General features: G+C 62.7%; 13 protein-coding genes. 2 read left to right on the forward strand and 11 right to left on the reverse strand.

Going from position 1 to position 16,578, the window contains the following annotated elements; all coding sequences use genetic code 11:
- From RA20_RS22630 to RA20_RS22660, 7 genes are all read right to left on the reverse strand, one after another.
- Positions 1-1,173 (reverse strand): ABC transporter permease (locus RA20_RS22630; protein WP_039134336.1); only part of this gene is annotated, 1,173 nt, incomplete at its 3' end.
- On the reverse strand, positions 1,170-2,090 hold the full coding sequence (locus tag RA20_RS22635) for an ABC transporter permease (protein ID WP_039134339.1): 921 nt from the start codon (positions 2,088-2,090) through the stop codon (positions 1,170-1,172). The genes RA20_RS22635 and RA20_RS22630, both read right to left, overlap by 4 nt.
- Positions 2,091-2,102: 12 nt before the next feature.
- Positions 2,103-3,215: an ABC transporter ATP-binding protein gene (locus RA20_RS22640; RefSeq protein WP_039134341.1), complete on the reverse strand. Its 1,113-nt coding sequence runs from the start codon at positions 3,213-3,215 to the stop codon at positions 2,103-2,105.
- Positions 3,216-3,371: 156 nt separating this feature from the next.
- Positions 3,372-4,496, reverse strand: coding sequence for an extracellular solute-binding protein (locus RA20_RS22645; protein WP_039134343.1), 1,125 nt, complete (start codon positions 4,494-4,496; stop codon positions 3,372-3,374).
- A 382-nt stretch (positions 4,497-4,878) separates the two neighbouring features.
- Complete coding sequence (locus RA20_RS22650) at positions 4,879-5,943, reverse strand: quaternary amine ABC transporter ATP-binding protein (RefSeq protein WP_039134345.1); 1,065 nt, start codon at positions 5,941-5,943, stop codon at positions 4,879-4,881.
- A 9-nt stretch (positions 5,944-5,952) separates the two neighbouring features.
- Positions 5,953-6,984, reverse strand: a complete 1,032-nt coding sequence (locus tag RA20_RS22655) for an ABC transporter permease (RefSeq protein WP_039134364.1) — start codon at positions 6,982-6,984, stop codon at positions 5,953-5,955.
- A 67-nt stretch (positions 6,985-7,051) separates the two neighbouring features.
- On the reverse strand, positions 7,052-8,014 hold the full coding sequence (locus tag RA20_RS22660) for an ABC transporter substrate-binding protein (RefSeq protein ID WP_039134347.1): 963 nt from the start codon (positions 8,012-8,014) through the stop codon (positions 7,052-7,054).
- Between the two features lie 182 nt (positions 8,015-8,196).
- On the opposite strand from RA20_RS22660, the gene RA20_RS22665 reads away from it, so the two are divergent.
- Positions 8,197-9,171, forward strand: a complete 975-nt coding sequence (locus RA20_RS22665) for a LysR family transcriptional regulator (RefSeq protein ID WP_039134349.1) — start codon at positions 8,197-8,199, stop codon at positions 9,169-9,171.
- Between the two features lie 197 nt (positions 9,172-9,368).
- Here RA20_RS22665 and RA20_RS22670 read toward each other — a convergent pair whose 3' ends face one another.
- Positions 9,369-10,886 (reverse strand): trimethylamine methyltransferase family protein, encoded by a 1,518-nt coding sequence (locus RA20_RS22670; protein WP_039134352.1) that lies wholly within the window; start codon positions 10,884-10,886, stop codon positions 9,369-9,371.
- A 187-nt stretch (positions 10,887-11,073) separates the two neighbouring features.
- Between RA20_RS22670 and RA20_RS22675 the strand changes: the two genes are divergently transcribed.
- Positions 11,074-13,509, forward strand: a complete 2,436-nt coding sequence (locus RA20_RS22675) for a GcvT family protein (protein WP_039134355.1) — start codon at positions 11,074-11,076, stop codon at positions 13,507-13,509.
- 172 nt (positions 13,510-13,681) lie between these two features.
- Here the strand turns inward: RA20_RS22675 and RA20_RS22680 are convergent, their stop codons facing one another.
- From RA20_RS22680 to RA20_RS22690, 3 genes are all read right to left on the reverse strand, one after another.
- A complete protein-coding gene (locus RA20_RS22680) occupies positions 13,682-14,947 on the reverse strand; it encodes an ABC transporter permease (RefSeq protein ID WP_039134358.1) in 1,266 nt (421 codons plus the stop codon).
- Complete coding sequence (locus RA20_RS22685; protein ID WP_039134361.1) at positions 14,944-15,750, reverse strand: taurine ABC transporter ATP-binding protein; 807 nt, start codon at positions 15,748-15,750, stop codon at positions 14,944-14,946. The genes RA20_RS22680 and RA20_RS22685 overlap by 4 nt, the downstream gene beginning before the upstream one ends.
- 125 nt (positions 15,751-15,875) lie before the next feature.
- Positions 15,876-16,578, reverse strand: a 703-nt coding sequence (locus tag RA20_RS22690; RefSeq protein ID WP_039134365.1) for a taurine ABC transporter substrate-binding protein, incomplete at its 5' end; no start/stop codon positions are given.

The raw sequence follows: 16,578 nt of genomic DNA on the forward strand, positions 1-16,578 counted from the left end.
GTCCTCGCCGCTGAGGTTTCCTGGGTTGAAGACGCCTCCGAAGCCTGAGTTGTTGCCTGCGGGCTGGGTGGCCTGCGGGGCGGTTTCGCCCTGCTCCTGCTGCTGCTGCAGGCGGCGCTCTTCGCGCTGGCGGCGCAGCTCCTGGATGCGCTCCTCGGTCTCCAGGCGCTTCTGCTCCTGGACATCCGCAATGCACTGCTGCGGGCTGTAGACCGAGGCGGTGCCGACCACCGCCACGGTGGCGCAGGCGACAACCACCAGCGCCACCGCCGCGGCGTTGGAGCTGAGGAAGCCCGGCAGCCGCAGCTTGCCGCTTTCCAGCTCTTCCACCGTGGCCTTCTTGCGCGCCGCCGCGACCAGCTCCTTGCGGCGGATCGAGGCCTCGTTGGCAAGGGCGGCAAACACCGTCAGCACCACGATGATGAAGGCCAGCGCCGAGATCGCGGGCGTGATGCCGTAGCGCACCTTCTGCGCCAGCTCGATGGTCAGCGTCGGGTATTCGCCGAAGGTGAAGGTGGTGGTGTTGTAGTTCTCGAACGACGCCAGGAACGCCAGCACCGCAGCCGAAGCAATGGCAGGCCGCATGAACGGCAGGAGCACCTTGCGGAAGGCCTGGGCATGGGTGGCGCCCAGGTCCAGCGCCGCCTCAGTGAGGGCGATGTCATAGCGCTGCAGGCGGGCCACCAGCACCAGCATGCAGTAGCTGGCGATGAAGGTGGACTGGCCGATGATGGTCAGGAACAACCCGTTGGAGAGCCAGCTGTCCGCCCCCAGGCCCAGCAGCCGGTTGATCCGGTCCCAGAACACCAGGGTCGAGATCCCCAGCACCACGCCGGGAATGAGGATCGGCGCGATGATGATGGTGTAATAGGTGGCCCTGAGCTTGGGCCAGATCTGGGTCAGCATCAGCGCGCCCGCCAGGCCCATCGCCACCGACAAGACCACCGTGCCCGCGCCCACCAGGATCGAGTTCCAGATGCCGTTGAGGATCCGCTCGTCCTGGAACAGGGCCGAGAACCACTCGAATGTCAGGCACTCCCAGGGGGTCATCCGCGGGAACGACGGCGAGTTGAAGGCGGTCGCCGACATGATCACCAAGGGGCCCAGCAGATAGGCAAAGAAAATGCCCAAGTAAACCCAGAGGCTTACGCGCATGAAAGAGAAGTTCTTCATTTGCCGATATCCCCCATGTTGACCTTGAAGAGGCGCATCACGGCCAGAACCAGCAGGATACAGGTGACCAGCAGCACCACCGCATAAGCCGCGCCCTGCGGCCAGTCGGAGTTGTCATTGAACTGCTGATAGATCAGCTGGGTGAACCACAGGGAGGACGGACCGCCGAGGATCTGCGGTGCCGCCAGCGCGCCTGCCGACAGCATGAACACCATGGTGCAGCCCGAGGAGATGCCCGGCTTGGCGTAGGGAATGACCACCCGCTGGTGGATCTTGGCCCAGCTCGCGCCCATATCGCGCGCCGCCTCGATCTGGTTGCGGTCGAGGCTCTCGATCACATTGTAGATCGGGAAGATCATCAACAGGATGTAGGCGTATCCCAGGCCTGCATAGAGCGCGATGTCATTGCGGATGAAGTCAAACGGCGTGTCAAAGATGCCAAGGCCGACAAACATGTTGTTCAGCACCCCGGTCTCGCCAAAGATGATGCGCAGCGCAAAGGCCCGCAGGATCTCGTTGATCCAATAGGGGATGATCAGCATCAGCGCGAAGATGCGAATGTGATTGCCCTTGGTCTGGGCCAGGTAATAGGCGATCGGATAGCACAGGATCAGGTTGAAGATGGTGACGCAGACCGCCGCCACCAGGGTGCGGAAGAACACCTTGAGGTCGACCGCGTTGTAATCCTGGCTGCCGCCTTCCGGCCCGTAGATCAGGTATTTGTAATTCTCCAGCGTATAGACGTCCTTGGGGCCGCCGATCTCCGGCGGCGGCAGGTTGGGACGGAACGAGAAGTCGAGCATCGACAGCTGCGGCAGGATGATGAGGCCGATGGTCCAAAACAGGACCAGCCCCAGCATCAGGCTGCCCATGCCGGTGCCGTTGCGTTTGAAGAACTCCCTCAGGAAGCTTGGCATGGCTTGGCCTCCTTATTCCGCGGCCAGCTCACCGGCCGGAACACAGACGGCGTTGTTCGTCTCGTATTCCAGGGTGATGTTCTGGCCGGTGTGGTCCTCGAACGACTGGCCCAGGTTGGGGATCGAGACCTTCAGCTCCTTGCCGCCCTCGCCTTCCATGAAGATGTTGAAGACATTGCCCTCGAACTCCTCGTGGTTGACGCGTGCCGTCACGAAGTGGTCGCCGGAAGCCCCCTGCGGCGCCAGCGCAAAGGCCTCGGGGCGGATGAACATCATCGCCTCGTCGCCTTCTTTCATCCGGCCCTGGTTGGCGGTGGAGATCCGCGCCACCAGCTCGCCGGAGCGGTTGGTGGCGATCAGCGCCTCATTGCCCATGACGCGCTTGATACGGCCGCGGAAGACGTTGTTTTCGCCGACAAAAGACGCCGCAAAGGCGGTCGAGGGGTCGTTGTAGATGGTCTTGCCGTCAGCGATCTGGTCAATGACGCCCGCCTTCATCACCGCGATATTGTCGGACATGGTCAGCGCCTCGCCCTGGTCGTGGGTGATGTAGATGAAGGTGATGCCGACCCGCTGCTGGATTTCGCGCAGCTCGGTGCGCATGTGCTGGCGCAGCTTCAGATCAAGCGCCGACAAGGGCTCATCCAGCAAGAGCACATCCGGCTCGGCGCAGAGCGCCCGCGCAATCGCCACCCGCTGGCGCTGGCCGCCGGAGAGTTCCGAGGGCAGCTTGTCGCCCTGCCCCGGCAGCGCGATCATGTCCAAGAGCTCATCGGCGCGCTTCCTGCGCTCCTTGGCCGAGGCGCCCTTGATCTCCATCGAGAAGGTGATGTTCTCCCAGATCTTCATCAGCGGGAACAGCGCCAGGTTCTGGAAGATCAGCGCTGTCGGGCGCTTGTTGGGCCCGATCCCTTTCATGTCGTTGCCGCCGATCAGCACCCGGCCGTCGCTCGGGTCCAGAAAGCCGGAAACCGCGCGCAGGATGGTGGTTTTGCCGCAGCCCGACGGCCCCAGGAAGGAGAAGAAATCCCCCCCATTGATGTTCACATTGGCATCGCGCACGGCGACAAAGTCGCCAAAGCGGATCCACAGGTTCTCGAGATCAACGCCGACCCCAGCACTCATTTGGCTTCTCCCCAGGGCACAGGTCCCCAATCCGGCGGCACGCCGCCGGCCCCGCAAGGCCTGTTTCCTGTTTCATGTTCTTGTGTGATTGCGCCGCAGATGCGCGGCCGGCCCCCGGAAGATCCGCCGGGGGCCGGTTTTGTTCAAACGCTCAGATCAGGCGCTCTTGAACTTGTTGACGAACTCGGTGCGCACATCCGCATACCAGGGCGCTTCCGCAGGCCAGGGGTTCAGATTGGCCAGCGAGCTGCCCGGATAGGCCTCCGCAAAGTTCTTCTTGTAGACATCGCCCGAGAAGCCGTCGGCGCCCAGAACCGGCGAGTTGTAGCCGTGGCTGTCGATCGCCTTGCCTGCGGGCTCCTGCTCGTAAGCATAAGAGATGAAGGCATAAACCTGCTCTTCATTCTGTGCGCCCACCGGCATCGAGATGCCGTCGACCCAGGCCATCGCGCCTTCGACCGGCGCTTGGTAATGCACCGGCTCGCCTGCGGACTTCAGGGCCAGCGGCGGGCCGTCCCAAGTCTGGCCAACCACCACGCCTTCGTTCAAGAGGCCGTTCTTCTGGGTATCCGCATCGTTCCAGATCAGCTTGATCCGGTTCTTGCGTGCAACGCACCAATCGGTGACCTGGCCCCAGACCTGACGCATGGTTTCCTCGTCGTCATAAGCCGCCCAGATCGAGCCCGGCTCCATCTCGCCGGAGGCTTCCATATAGAGGCCCGCGCCCAGCATCATCGAATGCGCCCGGCCCATGGTCTTGCCGGCGTTTTCCTCGGACCAGACATCGCCGTAGGACGGTGCGTCACCGGCCGGCAGCCATTTGTCGGTGCGGTAGGCGATGCCCTCGGTGCCCCAGATGTGCGGCAGCCAGTGCACGCCAGCGCCCTCAAAGTTCCAGGCGTCTGTGCCGATCTTGGCCATCGCCGGGTTCACCGCGTCGATATTGACCTTGCTCATGTCAAACGGCTTCAGCAGCTCCAAAGGCCCCCACTGCAGCGAGCGGTTGTTGGTCGGGCTGACGATGTCGAAGCCCTGGCCCTTGGTGGCCTTCATCTTGTTGATGATTTCCTCGTTCGAGCCGATGCCGGTGTAATTCACCTTGATGCCGGTCTTGGCTTCAAAACCTGCAATGAACTCCGGCGGCAGGTAGTCCGACCACATCAGGATGTTGATCTCGCCCGAAGACGCCAGCGCGCTTTTCGAATAAAGCGGCGCCGCCAGCGCAGCAGCACCGGCGCTCTTCAGCAGCGTGCGGCGCGAAACGTTCGTCTTTACAGTCATTTGTAATTATCTCCCTTTGGACTGTGATTTGTTGTTCTTGTTGTTCCAACTGTGAAACCTTGCGGATGCTTCCTGGTCTCCTACAGTGACAGTTTCAAAAATTGATAAGTCCAGATCATCCTCCAACCTTCAAAACATGGTGCCAGTTACGGCAGCAGGGGAGATGACCGGCAAATTTTGCTCGTGCATTGAAAACTATCACTGTGGCTGCAGTGTGCGCCTGCCAGAGCGAAGCGTCAATGTCCCTGCCGCGGGTTCCGGACAGAGAGCTTCAATGCTTCCGTAAGGGAAACGCAAACTCAGGCGGCAGAAGCAGGGTGTTCTGCAGCCGGTTGAAATAGCTGGAAGATGCTGGATTTACCTGGCGCAGAGCGCAGCGGCGTCAGGAGGCACGTGCAGTTTCGTGTTCAGCAGCTGGGCCGGAGCGGTAGGGCAGCAGCGCCGCCAGCAAGTCCTCTGCACCGATGACCCCCGCAGGCTGACCGTCTCGGGTCACTGAAATGATGGCCCCAGGGCGGCCGTTCACCCGCTCGATCACAACCTCCAGAGGGTCGTTCCAGTCCACCTCGCCGGTTACCGGGCCTGCCGGTGCCTGCTGCCGCGCGATGGTGCCTGCTCGCAGCACCCGCGCGCGATTGATATCGCCAACGAAGGCCTCGATGTAGGGGTCGGCGGGGTTCATCACGATATGCTGCGGCGCCCCCTGCTGCATCACAGCGCCATCCTTGAGGATCACCAGGTGATCCGCCAGTTTCAGCGCCTCATCCAGGTCGTGGGTGATAAAGACGATGGTCTTGTGCAGCTCGGTCTGCAGCTCCAGCAGCAGGTCCTGCATGTCGGTGCGGATCAGCGGATCCAGGGCTGAGAAAGCCTCGTCCATCAAGAGGATGTCACTGTCTGCCGCCAATGCCCGGGCAATCCCGACGCGCTGCTGCATGCCGCCCGAGAGCTGGCTGGGGTAACGGCTCTCAAAGCCCTCGAGCCCGACACGGGCCAGCCACTTGCGGGCTTCCGCCTCACAATCGCCGCGTTGAAGCCCTCGGATTTTCAACGCTGTTGCGGCATTTTCCAGCACTGTTTTGTGCGGCAGCAGGGCAAATTTCTGAAACACCATCGACATGGCATTCTGGCGCAATGCCTGCAGCTCTGCCGCGCCCATCGCCATCACGTCGCGCCCGTCCAGCAGGATCTCTCCGGCGGTGGGTTCGATCAGCCGGTTCAAATGCCGGATCAGGGTCGACTTGCCAGAGCCCGACAGCCCCATGATCACCGTGATCCCGCCTGCCTGCATGTCGATGCTGATGTCCTGCAGACCCAGCACATGCTGATGCTGCTCCAGCAGTGCCGTCTTGCCAAGGCCCTGCTCGCGCACCAGCGGCAGCACCTCAGAAGGCCGGGCGCCAAATATCTTGTAGAGATTGCGGATGCTGATCTTGGGAGTGCTCATCGCCGGCTCCTATTGGCTCTTGTGGGCAGGGTCGATGCGCTGCAGCGCAGCCTTGGAGCAGCGGTCCAGCACCACCGCCAGCAGCACGATGCCAAAGCCCGCGACCAGGCCGACGCCCAGCTCCAGATTGCGGATGCCGCGCAAGACCAGAACGCCCAGCCCCGGTGCCGAGACCAGCGAGGCAATCACCACCATTGCGAGGCTCATCATGATGGTCTGGTTCACACCCGCCATGATATTGGGCAGCGCCAGCGGCAGCTGCACCCCGAACAGTTTCTGCCGTTCCGACATGCCAAACGCGTCTGCCGCCTCGATCACATCGCGGTCCACCAGGCGGATACCCAGATCGGTCAGCCGGATCACCGGCACAATGGCATAAAGGATGATGGCAATGCCGTAGAGCTTCGGCTCGGTCACCGAGAACAGGAAGATCAGCGGGATCAGGTAGACGAAACTGGGCAGGGTCTGCAGCATGTCCAGAACCGGCAGCATCACCCTTTGGGTGCGGTCAGAGCGGGACATCAGGATACCGATGGGCACTCCGAACAGCACGCATAGACCGGTACAGACAAAGATGATCGACAGGGTTTGCAGCGCCACATCCAGATGGTCGATCAGACCGAAGAACAGGAACACCACAGCCACAAAGCCGGTCACCGCCCGGCGCCGGGTCGCGGCCCAGGTGGCCCAGATCAGCAAGGGGATAAGCACCCACCAGGGCACTGCGGTAAAGACGTAAAGCGCTGCCTCCAGCAGCCAGGACAGGGGCTGGGTCAGCGGGTCCAGCACAAACTTCAGCCCGTCTTTCACGGCCAGAAAGGCCGCTTCGACACCGGCAGTCATGTCGCGGGTCTGCGGGATCGCGCCGCAGGCCTCGTGCAGCGTGTCCAGCGACGGGAACGGCAGCGCCTCGCCGCCTTCCGCGTTACTGCCATTTGCCTGGGCCAGCAGCTGCGCCATGCTCATCGGCGTATCGGCGGCGCCGTCTTCGCACCAGCTGCGCAACCCCAGCCGGTCAATTGCGGTGTCGTAAAATGCCATTGCTGCCGTGCCCGTTCTGTCTTCTGCGAAGAGGCCCCGCTGCAGCAGGACCTCTCCAAAGGTCAAATTACTTCAGCAGCGCCGAGACGTTTTCGCGCGCGCCATCGCTCAGCCACTCGGGCCAGACGTCCTTGTGGGTGGTCAGGAAGTACACCGCCCCCTCCTCGGCCGAGGCGTTGTTGTCTTCCATCCAGGCCAGGATCCCGTTCATCTGCGCATTGGTGAAAGTGACCTTGGACATCAGCTCGGCAATCTCCGGCTCGCGCTCCTGGAAGCTGGCGGTGGCTGCGGTCTTCACCGCCGCGCTGGGATAGGCGGAAACACCGGGCTCGGCGCAGTCCTTGTCGCCGTTGCAGGTGTGGGTCTCCGCGTCATGCCCGCCCATGTCGACCAGGACCATCGGATACTTCCCCAGCACCGCTGTCGGCGCCCAGTAGAAGCCGAACCAGGGCTTTTCGTCCGCATAGGCCGAGGCCAGCGCAGTTGCCAGGGTTTCGCCCGAGCCGTGGTTGAACACCTCGATGCCCTTGCCTTCCAGGCCGATCACCTTGTTCATGTTGTCGTTGACCGTGCGGCAGCCCCAGCCGTCCGGGCAGTTGTCAAACCGGCCGCCGACCAGCGCCGGATTGGCCAGGATACCCTTCAGCGTCGCCGCCTCGGGGTTGGCATCGACCACATACTGCGGCACCCACCAGCCCTCGACACCGCCATCGGACAGCACGTCGGCCAGCTCCACCAGCTTGCCCTCGGCCACCAGCTCGGCATAGGCCGGCGCGGTGTTGACCCACAGCTCGGTCAGCACATCCGGCGTGCCGGTCTCCGCCACCGAGGTCAGCGCGGTCGGCGTCGATGACGGCACCGTGGTCACCTTGCAGCCGTATCCCTGCTCCATCAGAAACTTCGACACCGAGGTCACCACATTGGCCGAAGCCCAGTCCATCTGGGTGATGGTCACCTCGCCGCAGCTCCCGGCCCAGGCAGGCGCCGCAAAGCCCAAGGCGCATACGGATGATAACAGCAGTCTTTTCATTCTGATCTCCCTGAAAAAGCTGGCAGGGCTCCGCGGCCCGGCAGGTTGTTATGGGAGGGAACGCTTCCACATTTCCCGGGATCAGCAGACACAGAACGCACTGGTCCAAGTTTTTGCTATCATTATTCAGAATTTTTGCGAAACCTCATGACGCAGCCCTGTGTCTGTGGAAGAGATGCGCCATGCCTAGCCAAACCGCCCGCAAAGACCTGAGCCTCAAGGGGCTGGAACTGTTTCAGATCACCGCCCGCAAGGGCTCGCTGCAGGACGTCTCCGAGGAGACCGGCCTGTCGGTCAGCACCATCTCGCACCATCTGCGCAATCTAGAGGACCATCTGGGCGTGGAGCTGTTCAATCACAGCCGCCGCCCGATGGTGCTGACGCCCAAAGGCCAGGTGTTCCTGCGCAATATCGATGATGCGCTGCACGCGATCCGTAAAGCCAAGGCGGAAGCCTCAGCCGGCAATATCTCGGAAGCAAGCTATCTGCGGCTTGGTACGATCGAGGATTTCGACAGCGACATCATGCCGGAGCTGGCGGTGTTCCTGTCCTCCAGCATGCCGCGCTGCGATTTCATGTATCACACCGATTCCAGCCACGCGATCCTGGCCATGCTGCGCGACAGGCAGCTGGACCTTGGTATCACCACAACTCCGGCCGAGCGCCTGCGCGACCTGCAGGATGCGCCGCTGTTGCGCGACCCCTTTGTGGTGGTGCTTCCCAAGGCCGGGGAGCACCTGCTGCAGGAAGTCATCGAAGGCAAAAGCAAACTGCCCTTCCTGCGGTTTTCCGGCAGCCTGATCATCGCCCGGCAGATCGAATCGCAGCTGCGGCGCATGGGGCTGTCGCTGCCGCACCGGTTTGAATGCGCCAGCAATCAGACGCTGATGGCGATGGTCGCCGCAGGCGCCGGCTGGACCATCACCACGCCGCTGCTGTTCTCCCGCGCCAAGCGGTTTCAGCCCAAGCTGAAGATGGTCGCTTTTCCGGGCAAAAGCTTCTCACGCACACTGGCAATTGTCTCCACCCCGGACTGCTCCCGCTCGATCCTCGATCTGGTGGACAGCCGGATGCGCAGCCTGATCACCGACCACGCGATCAAGCCGTTCCACCAGAGCACGCCCTGGCTGGCAGACAGTTTCAAACTGATTTCATAAAGCTCCGGCAGATTAGCGCCGCACCCAAGGATACAAACCCAGATTTTCACACTGAGGGCCTCTGAGACCCGCGGGGTGGCGCAATCGCGCCGCCCCATGGGGGGCGGGTCATGCCGGAGGCATGCTTTCAGCATGACGCGGCCCGGCCTGCGGCCGTGCGGAACAGGCTAATGAAGTTTACTTCATTTTCAACCGGGTCAAAGGATCTTGAACCGCGCCCGGATCTCCCGGTCCTGCTCTGCAGTCAAATACTCCGGGTGGTGCGTCCGCAGGATCTCCTGCGCCTTGCCCCGTGCCTGCGCCCAGGCGTCCAATGCGCCCTTCTCGGCCCAGGTGCGCGGTTCATCGCGATCAGCCAAGGCCGGGTAGAAATAGTCCCGCTCCATCGCCGCGTAGGTGTGCTGCCCGCCCAGGAAATGCCCCTCGCCCAGAACGGCCTCGCAGATCGCCTCGAACCCGAGGTTCTCCTCGCTCACCTCGATCCCCCGCAAAGCCCGGTAGGTGTGCGAGTGCATCTCGTCATCCAGCACAAACCCCTCGAAACTCGCCCCCAGCAAGGACGCTGTCATGCCAGAGCTTTCATAAATCAGGTTCCCCCCAGCCAGCGCCGCCGCCAGCGAGGTCAACCCCTTCTCCATCCCGTACTGCGCATCAATCGCCTTGGCGTCGGTCATCGAACAGGCCACGCCCGAGGGCAGCCCCAGCCAGTTCGACAGCTGCGCCGAGGCCGCATTCAGCACAGCCGTCTCGCCGCTGCCGCCGGAAAACGCGCCGGTGCGCAGGTCGATCACCAGCGGCCAGTTGGAGAACACCATCGGAAAGCCCGGCTGGATTGCATGCACCATCACCAGGCTGGCCAGGGTCTCGGCCAGCGACTGCGCCAGGAACCCCGCCAGCGTCGCCGGTGCCGTGGCCCCTGCCTGCGCCGCGGTGATGCAGGACATCGGGATGTTGTGCTTGATGCACTCATAGACGACTTCCACCGCATCCTCGCCGTACCGCATCGGCGAGATCACCGGGCTGATATGCGCCTTGACGAAAGGCCGCTTGGAGAACTCCCCCGGCCCGCCCGCGGCGATATCCAGCATCTCCACAATCGGCGCCACATGCTCCGCCAGGGTGAAGGAGGTTGCCACCGGCTTGGTCGTGTTCTTCAGCAGTGCGTAGACCGTGTTCACGTCCAGATCGTAATTGTCCGGCACATCGGTTGCCACGCAGCAGCGGGTGAACCAGCTGACATTGGCCAGCGTGTCCTGCAGCCGGGTGAAGTCATGCAAGTCCTCCAGAGTCGAGGGCCGGTAAAGTCCGCTTGCGATATCCAGCGTCTGCACCGCGGCGCCGCCTGTGCCAAAATGCACCGCATTGCCGCCCACGGTGATGGAGCGGCTCTCGTCCCGTCCATGCAGCACAAAGGTCTTGGCCGCCTGATCTATTGCCTGTTCCACCAGCACCGGCGGAAACAGCAGCCGCCCCGCGCCATTGTCCTCTGCGCCCGCCTTCACCAGATCATCATGCAGCCGCGGCGGCACCTCGCCCATGCCCAGCTTGGCCAGAAGATCCAGCGCGGTGGAATAGATCCGCTCGCACTCTGCCTCTGTCAGCGGTTTGTATGCGCCGCCAACCTGACCCGGAGGACAGGGGTCCAACGCCGGCTTTGCCGCCCGCTGCGCCAGCCGCTCCCGGCGCCCGCCTCTCTTCGCTCGCTGCTCTGTCATATCCCGGCCTCCTGCGGCAACTCTTGCCCCAACTCTTCCCGCCGCAGCCTCTGGCTGGCAATCGCCGCCGCCATCCTTGCAATTCATTCAAATAAGTTTTCGAATTTCTGAGAATAGGCGCTGCCCGCATTGCAGCCCCTGCCGCCAAGGCGCTTAGTCACTGCAAATCTGTCCGGAGGCACATTCCATGAAATCGCGCACCAAGGTTGTTGTGATCGGCGGCGGCATCGCCGGCTGCTCCACCCTCTACCACCTCACCCAGGAAGGCTGGAGCGACGTCGTCCTGGTCGAACGCAACGAGCTGACCAGCGGCACCACCTGGCATTCGGCAGCGCAGGTGACCAACTTCGGTATGAACCAGACCATGGTCGGGCTGAAAACCCACTCGATCAACCTCTACAAAAAACTGGCCGAAGACCCGGAATACCCGATCAACTACCATCACGGCGACGGCGGCATCCGCATGGCCAACACCGAGGCCCAGATGCAGGGCTACCGCCATTTCGCCTCAATGGCGCGGGGCATGGATGTGCATTTCGAGGTGATCGACGCCGAAGAATGCGCACGCCGCCACCCGCTGATCTCCACCGACAACCTGATTGGGGGCCTGTGGGACCCACTGGACGGCGATATCGATCCGGCGCAGCTGTGCCAGGCACTGGCCTACCACGCCCGCAAGGCAGGCGCCGAGGTTTACCGCAACACACCGGTGACTGCTCTCACCCAGCACAAGGACGACACCTGGACGGTGCACACCGAACACGGCGATATCGACTGCGATATCGTGGTCAACGCCTGCGGCTACCGGGTGAACGAGGTGGGCGCGATGATGGGCGTCCACCACCCCGTCGCCTCGATGGAGCACCAGTATTTCCTGACCGAGGATATCCCCGGCATTGTCGAAGCAGGCCACCGGATGCCGCTGATCCGCTGCCCGATCTCGGACTACTACTGCCGCCAGGAAAAGAACGGCCTGCTGATCGGCTTCTACGAGCAGGACTGCAAGACCTGGGGCATGGACGGGATCGACCCGAACTTTGTCAACGCGCTCTGCCCCGATGATCTGGAGCGCGTCATGGATGTTCTGGAAGGCGCCTTTGCCCGCATGCCCGCCCTGCGTGAGACCGGCATCCGCTCGATTGTGAACGGTCCTATCACCTATACCATCGACGGTGCACCGCTGATCGGCCCGATCCCGGGCAAGCGCAACGCCTTCTGCGCCATCGGCCTGCGTGCGGGCCTTGGCGAAGGCGGCGGCCACGGCTGGCTGCTGGCGCAGATGATCGTGCATGGCGAGGCCTGCTATGACACCTGGTGCCTCGATCCGTGCCGCTTCACCGGCCACACCAACGTTGAGCTGACCGCACTGAAGGCCATTGAGGATTACCAGAACGAATTCCGCTTCCACTTCCCGCATGAGCACCGCCCCGCAGGCCGCCCGGCGAAGACCACACCGCTCACCCCCGTCATGGCCGCCGAGGGCGCCGAGTTCACCGTGGTGAACGGCTGGGAGCGGGTGGAGTACATCAAGCCATCGCCGGACTTCCATCCTTCGCTCAGCTTCAACTTCGACGAAGCCTTCGGCGTGGTCGCCGCGGAAGTGAAGAATGTGCAGGAGAACGCCGGTATCGCCGAGGTCAACGGTTTCAACCGCTTTGAAATCACCGGTGAAGACCGCCACAGCTTCCTCGACCGCATGTTCTGCGGCGCCGTCACCAAACGCACAGGCCGCGTCGGGCTGGGATACCTCTTGAACCACCACGGCATGATCAAAGGCGAGGCCACCGTGGCCAACCTCCCCGCCTCGGACCGCGGGCCCGAACGGGTCTGGTACGGCTCCGCCGCTGCCAGCGAATTCCACGACATGGACTGGCTGACCCAGCACATCGGCGCGGATGAAGACGTGCAGATCCGCTCCCTCACCAATGACCAGACCATCCTGGTCCTGGCCGGCCCCCGGGCAAGGGACGTGCTCTCAGCCTGCGCCCGGGGCGACTGGTCGCGTGAGGCCTTCCCTTGGCTCTCGGTGCGCGAATGCTTCATCGGCTTTGCCCCGGCAACAGTAATGGGCGTCAGCTTCTCCGGCGAGCTGGCCTATGAAATCCACGTCCCCAACGCCTCGCTCTATGCTGCCTATCTGGCACTGCGGCAGGCGGGTGAGGAACATGGGCTCAAACTCTTCGGTGCCCGCGCGGTCGAGTCGATGCGGATGGAGAAAGGCTTCCTGCATTGGAAAGCCGACCTGATCACTGAATTCGACCCGTTCGAGACCGGGCTGGACCGTTTCGTGAAGCTGGAGAAAGGCGGTTTCATCGGCCGTGATGCCCTGCTGAAACGCCAACCCGAAGGCCCCCGCAAGAAGCTGGTCACTCTGCAGATCGACGCCACCCACGCCCCGGCCCATGGCGGCGCCTCGCTGATGCAGGGGGACAAGGTCGTGGGCACCGTGACATCCGGCGATTGGGGCCACCGGGTGGGGATGAACCTGGCCTATGCCTTTGTTGAGCCGGAGCAGGCCGCCGAGGGCAGCACGATGCAGCTCGACCTCTGCGGAGATCTGGTTGCGGCAACAGTCATCGCTGCCTCCCCCTACGATCCGGAGCTGGCCCGGATCCGCGGATAGTTCTCCGCCCGGCCGATAGGCCGGGCAGCGCCCGACCCTCCTCCTGGGAGGGCGCTTCGCACCCGCCCAGGGTCAGGCGCTGCACTCAGAGTATTCCTTCACTTTTCCAACTCTGAAATGCAAAACGCCCGGGGGCTTCCCCGGGCGTCTCCTTTTGTCTTGCAGCCTCAGATCAGCTGCGGCCTTTCCACGGCACCAGCCAGTTCTCGGCCTTGCGCATCAGGATATCGATGCCATAGCCGATGATGCCGATCAGCACGATGCCCATGATCACGATATCGGTCAGCTGGAACTTGGACGCCGCGATGATCATCATGCCGGCCCCTTTCTGCGCGGCGACCAGTTCGGCAGCCACAACCGTGCCCCAGCAGACCCCCATCGCCACCCGCGCCCCGGTGAAGATTTCGGGCAGCGAGTTCGGCACGATCACATGGCGCATGATCTGCCATTTAGAAGCGCCCAGCGAATAGGCCGCGTGGATTTTCGAGATATTCACCCCGGACACCCCGGCCCGCGCCGCAATCGTCATGATCCAAAGCGCCGCCAGGAACAGCAGCACGATCTTGCCGGTCTCCCAGATGCCGAACCAGATGATCACCAGCGGGATCAGAGCAAGCGGCGGCACCGGGCGCATAAACTCCACAATCGGGTCGAACCAGCCGCGGAACCAGCCGCTCAGGCCCATAGCATAGCCCAGCGGAATGCCGACAATCGCACCGGTCACAAAGCCCGCAATCACCCGGGTCAGCGACCAGCCCAGATGCTGCCACAGCGAGAAGTTCTGATAGCCTTCATTGGCAATCTCGAAGAACCTGCCCACCACAGTCTCGGGCGCAGGCAGCCAGATCGGGTTCATCTGCATACCCTGATGCGGGGTAAAGCTGATCGCCCCCTTGCCAGTCAGCGTAACAGTGCCGTCGCCGGTATCCACCGCACCATCCGCACCAATCGCCTCGCCGTTGATGGCAACGATCTTGGCGCCTTCCTTGCGCTTGGCTTCGTCGTTCTTGTCAAACAGCAGCGTGGTCGAGCGCCCGGCCTGCGCTGCCAGCGCATCATTGCTGGCAAAACCGTCTCCGGCTTCGACTTCGAACTTCTCGACGTCCTCGCCAAACCCGAACACACGCACGGTGACTTCGGCATCATCCGTGGCACCTTCCGCATTTTCCAGCGTGTAGGTAAAGGATGTGTCACCGGTAAACGGCCCCGGCACATGGATCGGGATCAGCTTTGAGCCGGTGAACGCCCCCCAGATGATAAAGATCACCAGGACCGAGATGATCGACGCCGCCCGGTCCGGCGTGACGGCGCTTTCATCGCCGAAGGTCACGGTTTTCAGGCTGGTGAAATCCTGCCGGGACTGCATGCCGCGGCGGATCAGATGCACCAGGAAAAAGGCCCCGGCAAACAGCGCGAGGTAGAAGATAAGAACCGTCATGCCACTTGCTCCGTCCGGCCCATGATTTCCTCTTCCATCTCCCAGATCATCGAGAGGATCTCATCCCGGGTCTCGGCAAAGCCTTCGGATTTCTTGACGTCGCGCAGATCGGCATTCACGCCGCGCTCGGCAAAGGGGAGGTTGTACTCGCGGTGAATGCGCCCCGGCCGCGGCGCCATCACGATCAAACGCTCGCCCAGCAAAAGCGCTTCCTCGACCGAGTGGGTGATCAGGATGATGGTCTTGCCGGTCTCTTTCCACAGCTTCAGCACCAGGCCTTGCATCTTCTCCCGCGTCAGCGCGTCCAGTGCGCCCAGCGGTTCGTCCATCAGGATCACATCCGGCTCATTGGCCAGGCAGCGGGCCAGCGCAACACGCTGCTGCATGCCGCCGGACAGCTCGTACACCGCCTTTTCCTTAAAGTCCTGCAGGCCGACAATATCCAGCAGCCGGTCCGAGATCTTCTCCCGCTCCGCTTTGGCCATGCCCTTCATCCGGGGGCCGAATTCCACGTTGTCACGCACGTTCATCCATTCGAATAGGGCGCCTTTCTGGAACACCATGCCGCGTTCGGCGTCCGGCCCTTCGACCACATGGCCATTCAGCTCCACCGCGCCTTCGGTCGGCGCCAGAAACCCGGCCAGAATGTTCAGAAGCGTGGTCTTGCCGCAGCCCGAGGGCCCCAGCACCGACATCAGCTCGCCTGCTTTCAAATTCAGTGAAACGTCCTTCAGCGCCTGGACCGAGCTGCCGTTGGGCAGATCGAAACGCATGGAGACACTCTTGATGTCCAGTCCCGACATCTTTCCCCCTTTTCTTCTTAGAGCCTGATTCCGTTTACGCTGTTGCGCCGTCCGGAAGGCTCAGAAACCGCGGATGCAAACGGCCCGGGAACCGGGCCGTTCACAATAAATCAAAGTGCTGCGGCTCAGTTCTGTGCGTCTGCCAGCGGTGCGCTGTCAACGGTGCCGTCATAGGAGTCCAGCGCCGCTTCGATGCTGCCCGCATTCACGAACACATCCGCCACGCCTTTCATGAAGCTCTGCGCACCGCCGCCCAGCCACTTCTCGGACAGCTGCTCTTCGGCGGAAGGGAAGCTGAAGGTCGCAATGGTCGCGGCAGTTTCGTCCACATCCATGCCCGCATCTTTGGCGATTACTGGCAGCATCTTGTCGTTGTGCTCGCCTGAGTTCCACATGGCGTTGGCATCCGCCGTCACCTTCAGGAACTTGCTCAGCAATACGCCCTCTTCAGCGATGAAATCCGCCGGCGCGCTGGTCACGTCAAACACCAGGATGCCCAGCTCTTCCTTTTCGGCGCCGGTCAGCAGCACGTTGCCATGCTCCAGCATCCGCCGCAGGCCGCCGCCCCAGCCGCAGACCATGTCCAGGTTGCCCTGGGCAAAGGCCGCAGCACCGTCCGCTGGCGCCATGTCGACGATTTCCATCGAGCCGACGTCCACACCGAAATGCGCCATCTGCGACAGGAAGCCGTAATGCGCGGCGGTGCCGATCGGCACGCCAACCTTCTTGCCGTTCAGTTCACCGGCGTTGGTTTTGTCGATCTCCAGCGCCTCAGCCACCACGCAGTTGTCGTTGTCGGAATAGCTGACCGCCACATCCACGGTCTGG

It is taken from the genome of Leisingera sp. ANG-Vp, from assembly GCF_000813725.1.
GTDB lineage: Bacteria > Pseudomonadota > Alphaproteobacteria > Rhodobacterales > Rhodobacteraceae > Leisingera.